This window comes from Glutamicibacter sp. NPDC088483 (genome assembly GCF_044753145.1).
Classification (GTDB): domain Bacteria; phylum Actinomycetota; class Actinomycetes; order Actinomycetales; family Micrococcaceae; genus Glutamicibacter.
Window position 1 is genome coordinate 93,895 of the sequence record NZ_JBIVMP010000005.1, and the last position, 15,610, is coordinate 109,504.

General features: G+C 61.5%; 13 protein-coding genes. 6 read left to right on the forward strand and 7 right to left on the reverse strand.

Annotated elements, in window-relative coordinates:
* Positions 1-54: 54 nt before the first annotated feature.
* Together ACIP6G_RS11585 and ACIP6G_RS11590 are read right to left on the reverse strand one after the other, a co-directional pair.
* The gene (locus tag ACIP6G_RS11585) at positions 55-1,785 is read right to left on the reverse strand and encodes a phospho-sugar mutase (RefSeq protein WP_400290180.1); all 1,731 of its coding nucleotides are present in this window, start codon (positions 1,783-1,785) and stop codon (positions 55-57) included.
* 52 nt (positions 1,786-1,837) lie between these two features.
* Positions 1,838-2,638 (reverse strand): purine-nucleoside phosphorylase, encoded by an 801-nt coding sequence (locus ACIP6G_RS11590; protein ID WP_105657112.1) that lies wholly within the window; start codon positions 2,636-2,638, stop codon positions 1,838-1,840.
* 126 nt (positions 2,639-2,764) lie between these two features.
* Between ACIP6G_RS11590 and ACIP6G_RS11595 the strand changes: the two genes are divergently transcribed.
* The 4 genes from ACIP6G_RS11595 to ACIP6G_RS11610 all read left to right on the forward strand — a co-directional run bounded on the left by ACIP6G_RS11595 (position 2,765) and on the right by ACIP6G_RS11610 (position 7,380).
* Complete coding sequence (locus ACIP6G_RS11595; RefSeq protein ID WP_332487844.1) at positions 2,765-4,174, forward strand: NAD(P)H-quinone dehydrogenase; 1,410 nt, start codon at positions 2,765-2,767, stop codon at positions 4,172-4,174.
* A 335-nt stretch (positions 4,175-4,509) separates the two neighbouring features.
* Positions 4,510-5,898 (forward strand): MFS transporter, encoded by a 1,389-nt coding sequence (locus ACIP6G_RS11600; protein ID WP_105657113.1) that lies wholly within the window; start codon positions 4,510-4,512, stop codon positions 5,896-5,898.
* 183 nt (positions 5,899-6,081) lie between these two features.
* Positions 6,082-6,822, forward strand: coding sequence for an SDR family oxidoreductase (locus ACIP6G_RS11605; RefSeq protein ID WP_400290181.1), 741 nt, complete (start codon positions 6,082-6,084; stop codon positions 6,820-6,822).
* Positions 6,823-6,924: 102 nt separating this feature from the next.
* A complete protein-coding gene (locus tag ACIP6G_RS11610; protein ID WP_400290183.1) occupies positions 6,925-7,380 on the forward strand; it encodes a DUF6176 family protein in 456 nt (151 codons plus the stop codon).
* 71 nt (positions 7,381-7,451) lie between these two features.
* On the opposite strand, the gene ACIP6G_RS11615 is transcribed toward ACIP6G_RS11610, so the two are convergent.
* Positions 7,452-9,233: an acetyl/propionyl/methylcrotonyl-CoA carboxylase subunit alpha gene (locus ACIP6G_RS11615; RefSeq protein ID WP_400290568.1), complete on the reverse strand. Its 1,782-nt coding sequence runs from the start codon at positions 9,231-9,233 to the stop codon at positions 7,452-7,454.
* 281 nt (positions 9,234-9,514) lie between these two features.
* On the opposite strand from ACIP6G_RS11615, the gene ACIP6G_RS11620 reads away from it, so the two are divergent.
* The gene (locus ACIP6G_RS11620; RefSeq protein WP_400290184.1) at positions 9,515-9,958 is read left to right on the forward strand and encodes a hypothetical protein; all 444 of its coding nucleotides are present in this window, start codon (positions 9,515-9,517) and stop codon (positions 9,956-9,958) included.
* 54 nt (positions 9,959-10,012) lie between these two features.
* Here the strand turns inward: ACIP6G_RS11620 and ACIP6G_RS11625 are convergent, their stop codons facing one another.
* Positions 10,013-10,579, reverse strand: coding sequence for a GNAT family N-acetyltransferase (locus ACIP6G_RS11625; protein WP_400290185.1), 567 nt, complete (start codon positions 10,577-10,579; stop codon positions 10,013-10,015).
* A gap of 85 nt (positions 10,580-10,664) precedes the next feature.
* Complete coding sequence (locus tag ACIP6G_RS11630) at positions 10,665-11,183, reverse strand: CGNR zinc finger domain-containing protein (protein WP_105657118.1); 519 nt, start codon at positions 11,181-11,183, stop codon at positions 10,665-10,667.
* 25 nt (positions 11,184-11,208) lie between these two features.
* On the opposite strand from ACIP6G_RS11630, the gene ACIP6G_RS11635 reads away from it, so the two are divergent.
* Positions 11,209-11,412 (forward strand): hypothetical protein, encoded by a 204-nt coding sequence (locus ACIP6G_RS11635; RefSeq protein WP_146112252.1) that lies wholly within the window; start codon positions 11,209-11,211, stop codon positions 11,410-11,412.
* Between the two features lie 54 nt (positions 11,413-11,466).
* Here the strand turns inward: ACIP6G_RS11635 and ACIP6G_RS11640 are convergent, their stop codons facing one another.
* Positions 11,467-12,108 carry a Maf family protein gene (locus tag ACIP6G_RS11640; protein WP_400290187.1) on the reverse strand — a complete coding sequence of 214 codons (642 nt, stop codon included), beginning with the start codon at positions 12,106-12,108 and terminating at the stop codon, positions 11,467-11,469.
* Positions 12,105-15,608 carry an MMPL family transporter gene (locus ACIP6G_RS11645; RefSeq protein ID WP_400290188.1) on the reverse strand — a complete coding sequence of 1,168 codons (3,504 nt, stop codon included), beginning with the start codon at positions 15,606-15,608 and terminating at the stop codon, positions 12,105-12,107. Before ACIP6G_RS11645 ends, ACIP6G_RS11640 begins: the two co-directional genes overlap by 4 nt.
* Between the last annotated feature and the right edge of the window lie 2 nt (positions 15,609-15,610).

Here is a 15,610-nt window from a genome sequence, read left to right on the forward strand (position 1 = left end):
CCTCTAACAATAAAGATTTCAATCATTTCAAATGAAGGTCTCGAAGGGGTAAGCCTAGTTGGCATTCAGGTAAGCTGCCAATTCATCCTTGATTGCCAAGACCTGCGCGGTAGCGCGTTTGCGGGCTTCAGGGACCTCGGCCAGATCATCGACCGGCTCAATAGTTTCCAAGTAGCACTTGAGTTTCGGTTCCGTTCCCGAGGGCCGAACGATCACGCGGGCACCGGAAAATGTATGCAAGACCATGGCGTTGGTCGCAGGGAGCGTCTCGGTGCCCCTGGACAGGTCGGTCACCTCGGAAACCTCGGAGCCGCCCAGCGAGGCCGGAGCGTTCTTGCGGATCTTTTCCATGAGCACCGGGATCTGCGCCAAGTCGGTGAAGCGCAGGGACAGCTGGTCGGTGACGTGCACGCCATGCTTGGCGGCCAGTTCATCCAGGCGGTCCGGGATGGAGCTGCCCGAGGCCTTCAACTGCGCAGCCAGATCGGCCAGGACGATCCCGGCAGAAATCCCGTCTTTGTCGCGCACCAGTTCCGGGGCTACGCAATAGCCCAGGGCTTCTTCGTAGCCGTAGCCCAGGTCCTCAACGCGTGAGATCCACTTGAATCCGGTCAAGGTTTCTTCGTGCTCGCGTCCGGCGTCCTTGGCGATGGCTGCCAGCATGCGCGAAGACACGATGGAATTGGCCAATTTCTTGCCCTCTGGCAAGGTCTTGGAGACCTGGTCTCCCAGCAGCCAACCTACCTCATCGCCGCGCAGCATCCGCCAGCTGCCGCCGTCGAGGATGGCTGCCGCGCAACGGTCGGCATCGGGGTCATTGGCAATGACCAGATCAGCACCGACCGTGCGGGCCAGTTCCAGCGACAGGTCGATGGCCCCTGGCTCCTCGGGGTTAGGGAACTTCACGGTAGGGAAGAGCGGATCGGGGTGTTCCTGCTCAACGACCATGTGCACGTCGTCGAAACCAGCGTTCAGCAGGGCTTGGCGCATGGTGTGGCCACCCACGCCGTGCATTGCCGAAACCACAATTCGCAGATTCTTGCGTACCAGGCCCTGCGGCTGGTTAGCTTCGATGATCGGGTGGATGGAAGCGAGATAGGCTGCCTCGATATCGCCTTCTTCGCCTGGGGCCGGGAGCACTTCCCAACCGGACTGTGCCAGCGGGATCTGCGGCACTGGCTGGTCATGGTCAATCAAGGAAGCTATCTGCGCATCGATGGGGGAGACGATCTGGGCCCCGCGGCCCGACGCATCGGTGATCCTGCCGCCCACGTATACCTTGTAGCCGTTGTCCCGCGGAGGGTTGTGGCTGGCGGTCACCATGACGCCGGCTTCCGCGCTGAATTCACGAACGGCCCAAGCCAGCACCGGGGTCGGCAAGGCCGAGGGCATCAGCAGCACCTCGAAACCGGCAGCGGCGAAGACGGCGGCTGAATCCTTGGCGAAGGCATCCGAGTTGAAACGGGCATCGAATCCGATGACGACCTTCGGGACATATCCGCCGTTGGCCTTTTCGCCCAGAAAACGCGCGATGCCCGCAGCGGTGCGCAGGACCACCACACGGTTCATGCGCATCGGGCCGGCGCCCAATTCGGCACGCAGGCCTGCGGTGCCGAATTCCAGGACGCCGCTGAAGCGGTCGGCGATGTCCTCGAAGGCCAGCGCGTCGCCGTCGGTGACGCACTGGATCAGTAATTGCAGTTCTTCCTGCGTTTGCGGATCGGGATCCTGGGCTGCCCATTGGCCCGCCGCATCGAGCAACTGGATTTTCTGCGTGTGATTCACTGATTTCCCTTCGAAGGACACTGACTGCTTCTTTGCGCCGATAATGCGAGGCTTAGAGCTTCGCGATGATCTGTGCCAGCAACTTGGAGATGCGCGGACCGGCGGCCTGGCCGGCCTCGATGACTTCCTCGTGGCTCAGCGGCACCGGGCTGATGCCGGCGGCCAGGTTGGTCACCAGGGAAATACCGAAGATCTCCATGCCTGCATGGCGGGCGGCTATTGCTTCCAATGCGGTGGACATGCCGACCAAATCAGCACCGATCACCTTGGCGTACTGGACTTCGGCCGGGGTTTCGTAGTGCGGTCCGGTGAACTGCGCATACACGCCCTGATCCAGGGTCGGATCAACTGCGAGGGCAATCTCGCGCAGGCGCGAGGAGTACAGGTCGGTCAGATCAACGAAGGTCGCGCCCTCCAAAGGGGAGGCGGCAGTCAAGTTGATGTGGTCCGAGATCATTACCGGGGTGCCTGGGGTCCAGTTCGGATTCAGGCCGCCGCAACCGTTGGTGAGCACCAGCTGCTCGCAGCCGGCAGCTGCCGCGGTGCGGATGGGGTGGACGACAGCGCGCACGCCGCGCCCTTCGTAGTAATGGGTGCGGGCACCCAGAACCAGGACCCGCTTTCCAGTGGACGTCAGGATCGAGGAGATGCTGCCCTTGTGCCCGGGTACGGCCGGGGCATGGAAGCCTGGAATGGAGGCGGCATCCAGGGTGTGGGTGGTTTCGCCGATGAGTTCGGCGGCCTGGCCCCAACCGGAGCCCAGGACCACCGCGATGTCGTGTTTTTCGACGCCGGTCTGTTCGGCGATTGCCTGGGCAGCTTGTGCCGCCAGGACCTGTGGGTCATTTTGCATATCAGTCACGGGAAATACGCTACCGGTAGCGGGGCGCTTTGTCAGGTGAAACTAGTGCTTCAGATTCAAAATCACGTTCCGGGATCGTGCTTCGATGTGCGCAATCACCGTGCATGGTGAACAATAGTGAATGTGAGCGCAGATCGTAGGAATGAAGCAACCCGTTTAGTTATTCTCGGCGGAGGACCTGGCGGCTACGAAGCTGCCATGGGTGCGGCCCAGCTGGGCGCCAATGTCACCGTCGTGGAGCGTGCAGGCATGGGCGGTTCAGCGGTGCTGACCGACGTCGTGCCCTCCAAGACCCTGATCGCTACGGCGGACGCAGTGCGCCGGGTGAAGCACGCAGAGACCTTTGGAGTCCACGTTGACGGCCTCGACTCGGCCGTCACCGACTTCTCGGTAGTGAACCACCGCCTGCTGGACCTTGCCAAGGAGCAGTCCTCGGATATCCGCACCACCCTCGAACGCGCTGGCGTGCGCATCGTGATCGGCGAGGGCCGCTTGCTGGACGACCACACGGTTGCCGTATCGCACCCGGATGGTTCCGAGCAGGAAATCGAAGCGGACGCCATGCTGATTGCCGTGGGAGCCCACCCGCGCGAACTGCCTACCGCCAGGCCTGATGGCGAGCGAATCTTCAACTGGACCCAGATCTACAACATGAACGAGGTGCCTGAGCACCTGATCGTTGTAGGCTCCGGCGTTACCGGTGCAGAATTCGCTTCGGCGTACAACTTGCTCGGTGCCAAGGTCACGCTGGTTTCCTCGCGCGACCGCGTGCTGCCCGGCGAGGATGCAGACGCAGCTGGCGTGCTGGAAGATGCTTTCAAGGACAACGGCGTTAACGTTGTTTCCCAGGCTCGCGCCGAGGGCGTGGAGCGCCAGGGCGACAGGGTGCTGGTCACCTTGGCGGACGGTCGCGTGCTTGAAGGCAGCCACTGCCTGGTTGCAGTGGGCGGCATCCCCAATACCGCCAACATGGGTCTGGAAGAAGCCGGCGTGCAGCTGACCGACTCGGGCCACATCAAGGTCGATGGCGTTTCGCGCACTACCGCAACCAACATCTACGCTACCGGCGACTGCACGGGCGTCTTCGCCCTGGCTTCGGTAGCAGCCATGCAGGGCCGCATCGCCGTGGCCCACCTGCTCGGCGACTCGGTAAAGCCATTGAACCTGGATCTAGTGGCATCCAACGTCTTCACCTCCCCGGAAATCGCTACCGTGGGTGTGACCCAGCGTGCGGTTGCCGAAGGCAAGTACCAGGCCAACATCATCAAGGTTGATCTGAACACCAACGCTCGCGCCAAGATGATGAACGTGGACCAGGGCTTCGTGAAGATCGTTTCCCGCAAGGGCTCGGGCACCGTCATCGGCGGTGTTGTGGTCGCTCCGCGTGCCAGTGAATTGATCTTCTCGCTGGCACTGGCGGTCCAGAACAGCCTTCATGTTGATGACGTGGCTGAGACCTTCACCGTTTACCCGTCATTGTCCGGTTCGCTGGCTGAAGCGGCACGTCGCCTGCACCGTCATCGGTAGGTTCTGAAGAACTTTTCCAGGGCGGCATTTCCCTTGCATTCAGGGAGATGCCGTCCTTTTGCCATTAATGCCGTAATACAAGCTCTTGTGACCCCATTCACTTTGGCGACCGACTCTGATATAAGTGTAAAAACTGTTTTCTCAGGTCACGTCTCAATATGTGGAAGCGCATATTCCTGCTAGTAGGCCCGTGAATTGCTGTTTGCAGTTCAGTTTCATTTCATCTGGTGTCCAAATGCTGGACATCAATATCCGAATACTGGTCACCGAGGTTTACGATTATGGCAACGTAAATGAACATCTGACTCGTACTTTCACTCTAAGGAGCAGCCTCCATGTCGCAGGCTAACCAAGCAGTGGCGCCGAAGGAAAACACCCGCGGTCGCGTGCTGTTTGCCAGCATGATTGGCACCACTGTCGAATTCTTCGACTTCTACGCCTACGCCACCGCGTCGGTTCTCGTTTTCCCGGCGTTGTTCTTCCCTAACGCCTCCACCATCAACGCGATCCTTTCATCGTTCGCGATCTTCGGCGTGGCTTTCGTGGCTCGTCCACTGGGTTCGATCATCTTCGGCCACTACGGCGACAAGCTCGGCCGCAAGGGCACCCTGGTGGCCTCACTGCTGCTGATGGGCATTGCCACTTTCCTGATCGGCTTCCTGCCGCCGGCTGCGGGCAACTGGACCGTTTTGGCTCCGACCGCACTGGTGCTGCTGCGCTTCGCCCAGGGCCTGGCGCTGGGCGGCGAATGGTCCGGAGCTGCGCTGCTGGCCACCGAGAATGCGCCGAAGAACAAGCGCGCCATCTACGGCACGTTCCCCCAGCTGGGCGCACCCATCGGCTTCATCATTGCGAACCTGATGTTCGTGGCCCTGCAGACCTTCTGCACTGCAGAGCAGTTCATGGCATGGGGCTGGCGCGTTCCGTTCTACTTCTCGGCAGTCATGGTGATCATCGGCCTGTGGGTACGCCTGAAGCTGGTTGAATCCGCGTCCTTCAAGAAGGTCCTGGACCAGAAGAAGGTAGTGAAGTCGCCGTTCGCGGTGACCATGAAGAAGCACTGGCGCCCAACCCTGGCCGGTACCTTCATCATGCTGGCAACCTATGTGCTGTTCTACCTGATGACCTCCTTCACCCTGACCTACGGCACCCAGCCAGCTACCGTCGAGCAGGCGACTGCTGCCGCTGAAGCCAAGGGCAAGACCTTTGACGCCGCAGGCTTCGTTCCGGGCTTGGGCATTGAACGCCCGACCTTCTTGACCATGCTGATCATCGGTGTCGTCTTCTTCGGCATCTTCACCGTGGTTTCGGGCCCGTTGGCTGAGAAGTTCGGCCGCCGCAAGTTCCTGATCTGGGTTACCGCGGGCATCTTCGTCTTCGGACTGTCCTGGACCTTGTTCTTCGGTCCAGGCCAGGGCGCTGCCATGGCCGGGCTGATCATCGGGTTCACCCTGATGGGTCTGACTTTCGGTCCAATGGCTGCGTATCTGCCTGAGCTGTTCCCGTCCAATGTCCGCTACACCGGCTCGGCTGTTGCCTACAACATGTCCTCGGTGATCGGTGCGGCTCCTGCGTCCTTCGTGGCTGTAGCCCTGTGGAAGGCAGGTGCGGGCAACACCACCGGCGTTGGCCTGTACTTGGCACTTGGCGCGGTACTGACCTTGGTCGCGCTGTTCATGACGCGCGATACCTCTGACATGGACATGGAAGAGTGGGTCGAGTAGTTCGACAGTCTTGCTGAGGGAACGGCTCGGCGAATCATCAAGCCATGATGATTCGCCGGGCCGTTTCCCGTTTCCGTGCTGCCTGGATGAATACGAGCTGAAAGTGGCCATCAACCCCTGACAACTTGATGCGCGGGATGGAAGCATGGGACGCGGAATATCCAATACCGAAAGGGAACGCTCATGCGTATTGCAGTTGCGGGAGGCACCGGCGCTATCGGCACGCTGGTGGTCGAAAAACTCAAGAGTGCTGGCCACGAACCAGTGGTGCTCGCACGGTCCATGGGATGCGACCTGGCGAACCGCAACGCGGTAAAGCAGTGGCTGGTTGACTGCCAATCGGTCATCGATGTTTCCGGAGTTTCCACCACCAGCTCTGCTGCATCCATGCGGTATTTCACCCAATCGACGGCAAACCTGGTCAGCGTGGGGCGCGAGTCCGGGGTGCAGAACCACGTGGCGCTCTCGATCATCGGAGCGGCCGAAGTGGATTCCAGCTATTACGCGGGCAAAGCCGTGCAAGAGCGGATGCTGCACATGCTTCCCGGTGGCTACACCCTGCTGCGCACGACCCAATTCCACGAATTCATTGGCCAGAATATCAAGCGTCTGGGCGCGGGCCCGGTGCAGATGGCGCCGAAAATGCGGATGCAGCCCATCGCGGGCATCGAAGTGGCCGCAGCACTAGTGGATCTTGCTGAGGGGCCGGCGCAGGGCGTGGTGCAAGACCTTGCTGGGCCGCAAGAAGAATACGCTCCCGCCCTCTTTGCCAAGTACCTGCAGGCCCAAGGCAGGTCTCCAAAGATGGTTGAAGTGCCTGTTCCTGGCCCCATGGGCAAGGCCATGCGTGATGGGGGACTGCTGCCGGGCGGTTCCGCCCGGTTGGGCCACGAAACCTTCGACGCCTGGCTAGCGCGGCAGTAGCCCGAACCAGCCTCCTTATTCAGTATCCACTGGCTGGCGAGCTGGAACTTCTAGCATCCGAATAGCAGTGACAAAACAAGTGGATTCTGGAAGCATCACGTCATGGACGAAAAAGAACCGCATGTTCCCTACAATCCCACGCCTCGGGACTTTCCCGGCTTTGCGATGCCAGCTTCAGTGCCGCAAGGCATGCGTCTGGAGCTGAGCCGTTCAAGGATCAAGGATGGGCAGGATGAGAACTTTGGCGCCTGGATGGACATGCTCAATGCGCGCTACGAGGAATGCGAAGCATCCTTATCGGCACAACGGGCAGCGCTGGAAGCAACATTCAGGCATGTGGAAGCCGATGGTTCAACATGGATCTACCACCTGAGCCTGGTAGGCGAGAACGGCGGCGGGCTCGATACGCAGCAGGAGATCGATGCGGCGCACGAAGCAGCTAGCCGCCAAGCGAAAATGCCTGGCTGGGAAGAGCTTGAACCGAAGTTCCTGCTCATGCCCGGTCATCTGAAGGCATCCATTGCGCACTGGGCAGAACATGGACAGGTGCCAGAGTAGAAGATTCCAGTTGCAGAACGACGCAGGGCCTGGACATATCTGTCCAGGCCCTGCGGCGATACCAACGAGTGCTACTTGGCTTCTTCGATCGAAGCGATGACGGCGCCCGATGACAGGGTCTCGCCCGGGGCAACTTCCAAGCCGCTGACCACGCCATCACGGTGCGCAGTAATTGGCTGCTCCATCTTCATCGCTTCAAGCACGACAATCAGATCGCCCTGGGCCACGGCCTCGCCATTCTCAACGGCAACCTTCACGATGGTGCCCTGCATCGGCGAACGCAGTTCTGCGCTGTTCGCGCCAGCGGAGCTGGCTGCCTTGCGGCCCGGCTTGCGCTTCTTCTTGCCTGCGGCCTTCTCGGTACCGTTGGAGGATACCGAGCCCAGCGACGAAGGAAGGGTGACTTCCAGGCGTTTGCCGCCCACCTCAACGGTCACGCTGGTGCGCTCGTCTTCGGCTGCGTCCTCGCCGTCCATAGGCATCGGGTGGGGCTCGATGGCGGTATCGAATTCGGTTTCGATCCAGCGGGTGTGGACCTTGAACGGCCCCTGGGCCGGAACGAACGATGGATCGCTCATCACTGCGCGGTGGAATGGCAGTACGGTAGCCATGCCCTCGATCTGGAATTCTTCCAGCGCACGGCGGGCACGAGCCGCAGCCACTTCACGGGTGCTGCCGGTGACGATCAGCTTGGAGATCATCGAGTCGAAGTTCCCTGAAACGCTTTCGCCCTGCTCGATGCCCGAGTCAACGCGAACGCCGGGCCCCGATGGCAGGTTCATCTTGGAGATGGTGCCTGGGGTCGGCATGAAGTTGCGGCCGGCATCTTCGCCGTTGATGCGGAACTCGAAGGAGTGGCCGCGGATCTCCGGGTCGGTGTAGCCCAGTTCTTCGCCGCGGGCGATGCGGAACTGCTCGCGAACCAAGTCCAGGCCGGTGACTTCCTCGGAGACCGGGTGCTCAACCTGCAGACGGGTATTGACCTCGAGGAAGGAAATGACGCCATCCTGGCCTACCAGGAATTCGCAGGTGCCTGCGCCGTTGTACTTCGCTTCGCGCAAGATCGCCTTGGAAGCTTCGTACAGCCGGGTGGTCTGCTCTTCGCTCAAGAACGGGGCCGGCGCTTCTTCAACCAGCTTCTGGTTGCGGCGCTGCAGCGAGCAGTCGCGGGTGGAGACGACAACCACGTTGCCGTGGATATCGGCCAAGCACTGGGTCTCCACGTGGCGCGGTGCATCCAGGAAGCGTTCGATGAAGCATTCGCCGCGGCCGAAAGCCGCGACAGCTTCACGCACTGCCGAGTCGTACATCTCGCCGATTTCTTCGCGGTTGCGGACCACCTTGATGCCGCGTCCGCCGCCACCGTAGGCAGCCTTGATGGCCAGTGGAAGTCCGTGCTCGTCGGCGAAGGCGTATACCTCGTCGGCCGAGGCCACCGGATCCTTGGTGCCGGGAACCAGCGGAGCGCCCACCTTTTCAGCAATGTGGCGGGCCTTGACCTTGTCGCCGAGCTGGTCGATGGACTCTGGCGATGGGCCAATCCAGGTCAAGCCCGCGTCAATAACAGCCTGGGCGAACTCGGCGTTCTCCGAGAGGAAGCCGTAGCCCGGGTGGATCGCGTCGGCGCCGGAGCGTTCAGCTGCGTCCAGGATCTTCTCAATGCGAAGGTACGATTCAGCGGCGGTGGTCCCGCCCAGCGCGTAGGCTTCATCAGCCAGACGCACATGCAGGGCATCGCGATCCGAGTCGGCATAGACCGCAACGGACTCGATTCCTTCATCGCGTGCGGCACGGATAATACGCACTGCAATCTCGCCGCGGTTGGCGATAAGCACCTTCGTCAATGGATTCATCATGAACCTTGTCTTTTAAAAATAGGGTTTCTCAGCTATGAGCCTATCGTTTTTGTGGGAACTATATGTAGTTATCGCCTAGAACGAGGGTGTTAGGGTGAATTTTTTGGAGGAATCCTACAAAGGACCTTGGCGCTGGCTCAACGTGGAACCTGCCCAGGGAGGCTTGCGGACCCTGTCGCCGGCGAGGCCGGGAAAGGGCGCTGCTCTTCGCTGGTGCGCTGGCAGCGCTGGCCTCTGCCCTAGTCTTCGCGCACCCGGCGAACTAGGCTATCGACAAGATGGAAAACAAGGAGGCTGCCGTGGGAAATCGAGGCAAAGCGCTCTGTGCGCTGCTGGCTGCTGGAATGCTCGCCTTGGCCGGTTGTTCCAGCGCAACCGGCATCCCGGCGCTTGACCGCGATCCGGCTGGAACCGACCAGTGGCCGGGGGATAGGAGCCAGTTGGAGGACCTTGGGATGCAATCCGTGCGTTTTCTGGTCACGCACGGCAACGCCGACTACTTCGCCACCGCATCGGCAGATGAGCAAACGGCTTGCCTGTTCAAATTCGGCCAGGGAGAGGTCTCCGCAGCTGGCGGATGCGGCGGGGCCGGGGACGCGGATGCCATCGTCGAGGTGAGCGCCCCTGGAACGAGGATGATGCTGGTCCGGACCGGAAGCGACTTCTCGGACTTGGAAGAGGTGGGCTGGACCAGGATCCACGAGAACATTCTGGTGTTCTAGCTGGCCGGGAGCCAAGGGATTCCTGAAGGGCCGCTTGACGCCTGCAGGATTGGGTTATCCAAGGTTGGCGCCCATGGTGTACACCACAGGTCCCTCTGCTATCGCGGTGCGATGCAATACCTCGAAACCGTGCCGCTCGTATAGGCGGACGTTTCTCTCGTTGGATGTTTCCAGCGACACCTCGGGATAGTCCGACGCGGCAATATGGTTCAGGCACCGGCTGATGAGTGCCGAACCAAGACCCCGTCCAACGCTGGATCCAGCAACCCCAAGCGTGGCAAAGTCCCACGCGTTCTCAGGCCGCTGTGGCAGGTCGGCTCCGTAGGCGATCTCCAAGCGATCGCCCATCAGCTGCGAAATCTCTTCCTGCATGCCCAAGCCAGGCTCTGGACAACTTGGTGGCAGGAGCGCAGCGACACCGTCGAGGTCCTCGCTGACCAGGACGACTCCATGCTCCAGAGCGTGGGAAAGGTAGACGGCTTGAAGGCGTTCCAAGCGCTCCAGGTAGCGATCGGCTGGAATGCTCCACCGTGTCCAGGGGTAGAACGCAAACGCCTCGGCCAAAGTAGAGGACGCACTGGGAATATCCGCGCGGCGCGCGGAACGGATAGCTGAAGTCACATCCATATCCTAGCCAAGCCAGCCCGGCCTCCCGCCGTGCGCCGCCACGCCATGGTTCCGGCCTGGCATGAATCAGCCCCGGCAGCTACGCCTGCCGTTCGCGGTGCCGCCTGACGGCCGCGCGATTGGCGCAACGCACCGAGCAGAAACGCTGGCGCCCGTTGCGTGTCACGTCCACAACCACGTGGCCGCACGGTGCGGCCTCGCAGCGCCGCAGCCGGTGCATGCCCCTGGTGGTCAGGTGCAATGCCGTGCCCACGCAGAAGACCGAGCGCAGCACCTGGGGCATGCTCTGGCCGTCATCGCGATAGTGCAGGTGCCAACCCTCCCCATCGTGGTCCACCAGGCGTGGATAGGCCGAAGCGCGAGCCGCCTGCAAATTCAGCAGCAGCGCCCGCTCGGGATCGGACGGCGCATCAACGATGTCCAGCCAGTCATCCACTACCGCGCGCGTTTGGGCATAGTCCGAGGCGAACCGCGGAAAAGGCATGGTCATGCCGCTCTGCCGGGTGCGTTGTTCGATGCCGTCGCGGTCCGATGGCCAGTCATTGGCCAGAGATGCAGCGAGGAGCACCGCATATTCTCCGTAAGGGTTGAGTTGCATAAGAGCATTACATCATGCTGGAGCCATGACTATTGCACAGCACAGCCAAGCCGTTGATTCCGGGCAGGAAACCGATGTCCATGAGCACTGCTGGGAGATCGGATCCAGCCATCGGACTTCCGCCGGGATTGTTGAATACTTCCATTGCCGCCGCTGCCGGCGCCACATCATGCTCCAGCGCGGGTTCGGGCACGAACAGATGCTGCTGAGCAGGGAACTGCAGGCATGAAAAAGGTGCCTTCCGCTGTGGGGCGGAAGACACCATTTGCCGGCCGGAACCGGATTATTTCCAGAGATCCACGATGCTGATCCCGGCTTGGGCCAGCAGGCCGCGCAGCACGAAGACATCCAATCCGACGACGTTCTGGAAGTTGCCTTCGATGGACTCGATGAAGGCTGCAGCCAGCCCGTCAATGGTGAATGCCCCGGCGCAGGGCAGCGGTTCCCCGCTGGCGACGTAGGCCTCGATCTCGGCATCATCCACGGTGGAGAAATGCACCACGGTGGAAGATACCTGGCCGCGAGCCTGTTCCGGATTGGCGGGATCAATCAGCCAATGGCCCGAGTGCAGGATTCCGGTAGAACCGCTCAGATGCAGCCATCGTTCGCGGGCTACCTCTTTGGTGTGCGGCTTGCCGTAGGCCACGCCATCAAGTTCGAAGACCGAATCGCAGCCCAGCACCACGGTGCCTGCCGGATGATCTGCCTGGGCCACGTTCTCGGCCTTGGCACGAGCCAGCAGCAATGCGGTCTGCGCTGGACTCTGCTCGCCGTTGCGGGCCACGGCAGCTGCCAGCACCGCATCTTCATCCACCTCGGAAACCTGGGTGGTGAATTTGATGCCCGCATCGGCCAGGACCTTCTTGCGTCCCCACGAAGCCGAAGCCAGCAGCAACCGGGGTCCTGTCTTCATCTGTTCGCTCATACGGCGGCGTTCTCCTTGGCCTGGTCCTGGCTGGAATTATCAGCGGAAGTGCTTTCCCCGGAATCCAGCATATCGTTGAGTTTCGATCCTTCGACATCAACATCCGGCAGGATCTTGTCCAGCCATTTAGGCAGGTACCAGGCCTTGTCGCCCAGCAGGTGCATCACTGCCGGAATGAAGGTCATGCGGATGATGAACGCATCGAAGAGCACACCGAAAGCCAGCGCGAAACCGAGCGGGCGGATCATTGCCAGGTGCGAGAACACGAAGCCGGCGAAGACCGAGATCATGATCAGCGCAGCGGCGGTGACGACCGGTGCTGCCATCGAGAAGCCGGAACGGACCGCGTCCTTGGCCGGCTCGCCGTGAGCGTAGCGTTCACGCATCGCCGAGACCAGGAAGACCTGGTAGTCCATGGCCAGCCCGAACAGGATGCCGGTGAGCAGGATCGGCAGGAAGCTGAGCAGCGGACCGGGAACGTTCACATCGAAGAGGCCGGAGAACCAGCCGAACTGGTAAACCATGACGCTGGCGCCGAAGGCCGCGGCCAGCGAGAGCAGGAAGCCGCCGGTGGCCAGCAATGGAACCACGACCGAACGGAAGACCAGCAGCAGCAGGATCAGCGACAGGCCAACCACGATGCTCAGGTACGGTACCAGGGCGGCGGTGACCTTTTCGGAGACGTCAATCTGCGCGGCAACCTGGCCGGTCACGGCAATGTCAGCACCCGTGGCCTCGGAGAACTCCGAGTAGTCCGCACGCAGCTGGTGCACCAGCGCTTCGGTGGCTTCCGAGGAAGGGCCATCGGTAGGGATCACCTGAATGGCTGCCAAGGTACGGTCTTCGGTCATGGTGACTGGAATTGCGGCCACCACGCCGTTGTATTCGCGCAGTTTCTCGGCCACATCGAGGCTAGTTTCCTCAGCTTCGCGCTCGCTGAGCCCTGCAGGCAGATCAGCTAAGACCAGCAGCGGGCCGTTGTAGCCGGAACCGAACTTGTCGCTGGTTTGCTCGTAGGCCTGGAAGGCCTGCGAATCGGCAGGTTCTGCACTGCCATCAGGCAAAGCGGTTCGCATCTGCGTGGCCGGCAGGGCGATGGCACCCAGGACGACTATCACCAGCAGGGTCACCGGAACAGCGATCTTGGTGACCATGCGCACCCAGCGAATGGAGAATGATTCCTTGATCTGGGGATTCTCGGCATCCGCGGCTGCCTTCTTGCGGGCCCGCTTGGAAACCAGTTTGGTGCCGGCCAGGGACAGCAGTGCTGGCAGCAAAGTGATGTTCAGCAGCACCGAGCAGAACACGGTGAACGCTGCCGACAGGCCCAAGACGGTCAGGAACGGAAGTCCTGGAACAGCCAGTGCGGCCAGTGCGATGATCACGGTCAGACCAGCGAAGACTACAGCGTTGCCGCTGGTTCCGACGGCGCGTGCAATCGACTCTCCGGCCTCCATGCCGGACAGCAGCTGCGAACGGTGGCGGTGGATGATGAACAGCGCATAGTCGATGCCCACCGCAAGGCCCAGCATGAGAGCCAGGGCAGGGGTAATCGAGGCCATGTCAATCAGCGAGGAGAACGCCATCGTAGTGCCCACGCCAGCGCCCACACCGAGGATCGCCAGCAACAGCGGCAGGCCGGCGGCGACCAAGGTGCCGAGCATGGCAATCAGGACAATGGCAGCGATGACCACACCAATGATTTCCGAGGCCCCGAAGACCTGGGACATGTCCTGCATGATCTCCTTGGAGAACAGCACCTCCACGCCGTTAGCCTGTGGACCTGCAGCGATAGCCTTGATCTGCTCGCGGTCATCGGGAGTCAAAGCGTCGGTCTGGACCTTGAAGGTCACCTGCGAAACTGCAGTACTGCCGTCTTCGGAAACGAAACGCATATCGGAGCTTGCGCCCACCTGGCGCGAAGCGAATTCCAGTTCAGCGCGGCCGGATTCCAGATCCTTCAGGCCTTGCTCTATGTCCTTCTCGCCCTGCTCAAGCTCGGCGGTCTTTTCCTTGATAGTTTTTTCGCCGTCTTCAAGCTGGTTCTTGGCTTCTGCCAGCTCGGCCTTGCCTGCAAGGAACTGGGCCTTCTTGGCATCGAATTCACGTTGCCCGGCCTCCAGCTTGGCCCTGCCGGCATCGAGCTCGGCCTGGCCTTCGCTCAGCTTCACCTTGTTGCTGGCGATCTCAGTTTTCGCTGCATCCAGCTGCGCCTTGGCGTCGTCCAGCTGGGTTTTGGCGGCGCTAAGCTGGCTGCGGTTCGCGTCCAGTTCCTGATGGCCGGCCTTGGCCTGGGCCTGTCCAGCGTCGAGTTCCTTGCGGGCAGCGTCAAGCTGCTGCAAGCCGGCTTCGGCCTTGGCGATCTGCTCCAGTGCCTCGGTGGCCTGCTGCTTGCCGGCGGTCGCTTGGGCGATAGCTTTCTCGGCTTCGGGTTTCGCGGCTTTCGCCGCAGCCAAGGCGCCTTCGCTGTCCGCTAGTTGCTTAGTGTACGCATCAATGTCGTCTTGGTTTCCGGCCGCCTCTGCCTCCGCCAAGAGCTGCTTGGTACTCTCGATCTGGGCCGGTAGTTCCTCGATGCCCTTTTCAGCCTCGGCCAGTCCTGCCTGTGCGGCGGCCAGGCCATCTTCAGCTGACTTCAGACCCGTGGTGGCTTCTTCCTTGCCGGCCGACAGAGTTGCGTCGAATTCTTCGCGGGAAGAGTCGCCCAGCAGCTGGTCCATGCCAGCCTGGTACTCCTTCTCGCCCGCGGCGAGCTTGGCGTCAGCGGCATCGAGCTTCTGCTCGCCAGCGTCGAACTTTGCGCGGCCAGCGTTGTATTCGGCCGTTCCGTCCTTGTACTGGGCTAATCCGGCGTTGTACTTCGCTTCGCCAGCTTCCAGCTGGGCACGACCCGAAGTCAGCTCGCGCTGGCCGGCTTCCAGCTGCGCGCGGCTATCGGCGAGCTGCTTTTCAGCGGCGGCAATTTGCGGCTCGGCAGCCTGGATTTCCTTCTGGCCGTCAAAGTACTGTGCCCAGCCATCGGTGAGTTCTTCGCGGCCTTCCTGGAGCTGCACCTTGCCATCGGCAATCTGCACCTTGGCATCGTCAAGCTTTTCCTGGCCGTCAACGAGTTCCTGCTGCGCTTTCTCCAGCTCTGGCTGCGCCTTATCGAGCTGTTCCTGCAGTTCGAAGGGGCTCATGGCTTCGACTACCTGGGACTGCATGGCCAGCTGTTCCAGGGACTCGGCGACGGCCTGCTTCTGGGTTTCGTTCAGCGGCCGGTTCGAGCTTTCACGGAACACAATCGAGCCAGAGCCGCCGGCGAGATCCGGGAGCTCTTCCTTCATTCGGTCGAGGGTGCGCTGGGTTTCAGTTCCGGGCAGGGTGAAGGTATTCGATAGCTGGCCCATGAACAAGCTGGCGCACAGGCCGATGAAGATGAAGGCCGCCAGCCACATTGAAATGACGCGGTAGCGGTGCAGGTGTGCCCATCGAGCGAGGCGGTAGAGGAGGGAAGCCATGA

What these genes read in the sequence shown, in the direction of transcription:
- ACIP6G_RS11590 (WP_105657112.1), bottom strand. Translation starts at nt 2,638, where the DNA reads ATGCAAAATGACCCACAGGTCCTGGCGGCACAAGCTGCCCAGGCAATC.
- ACIP6G_RS11600 (WP_105657113.1), top strand. Translation starts at nt 4,510, where the DNA reads ATGTCGCAGGCTAACCAAGCAGTGGCGCCGAAGGAAAACACCCGCGGT.
- ACIP6G_RS11605 (WP_400290181.1), top strand. Translation starts at nt 6,082, where the DNA reads ATGCGTATTGCAGTTGCGGGAGGCACCGGCGCTATCGGCACGCTGGTG.
- ACIP6G_RS11610 (WP_400290183.1), top strand. Translation starts at nt 6,925, where the DNA reads ATGGACGAAAAAGAACCGCATGTTCCCTACAATCCCACGCCTCGGGAC.
- ACIP6G_RS11615 (WP_400290568.1), bottom strand. Translation starts at nt 9,233, where the DNA reads ATGAATCCATTGACGAAGGTGCTTATCGCCAACCGCGGCGAGATTGCA.
- ACIP6G_RS11620 (WP_400290184.1), top strand. Translation starts at nt 9,515, where the DNA reads ATGGAAAACAAGGAGGCTGCCGTGGGAAATCGAGGCAAAGCGCTCTGT.
- ACIP6G_RS11630 (WP_105657118.1), bottom strand. Translation starts at nt 11,183, where the DNA reads ATGCAACTCAACCCTTACGGAGAATATGCGGTGCTCCTCGCTGCATCT.
- ACIP6G_RS11635 (WP_146112252.1), top strand. Translation starts at nt 11,209, where the DNA reads ATGACTATTGCACAGCACAGCCAAGCCGTTGATTCCGGGCAGGAAACC.
- ACIP6G_RS11640 (WP_400290187.1), bottom strand. Translation starts at nt 12,108, where the DNA reads ATGAGCGAACAGATGAAGACAGGACCCCGGTTGCTGCTGGCTTCGGCT.
- ACIP6G_RS11645 (WP_400290188.1), bottom strand. Translation starts at nt 15,608, where the DNA reads ATGGCTTCCCTCCTCTACCGCCTCGCTCGATGGGCACACCTGCACCGC.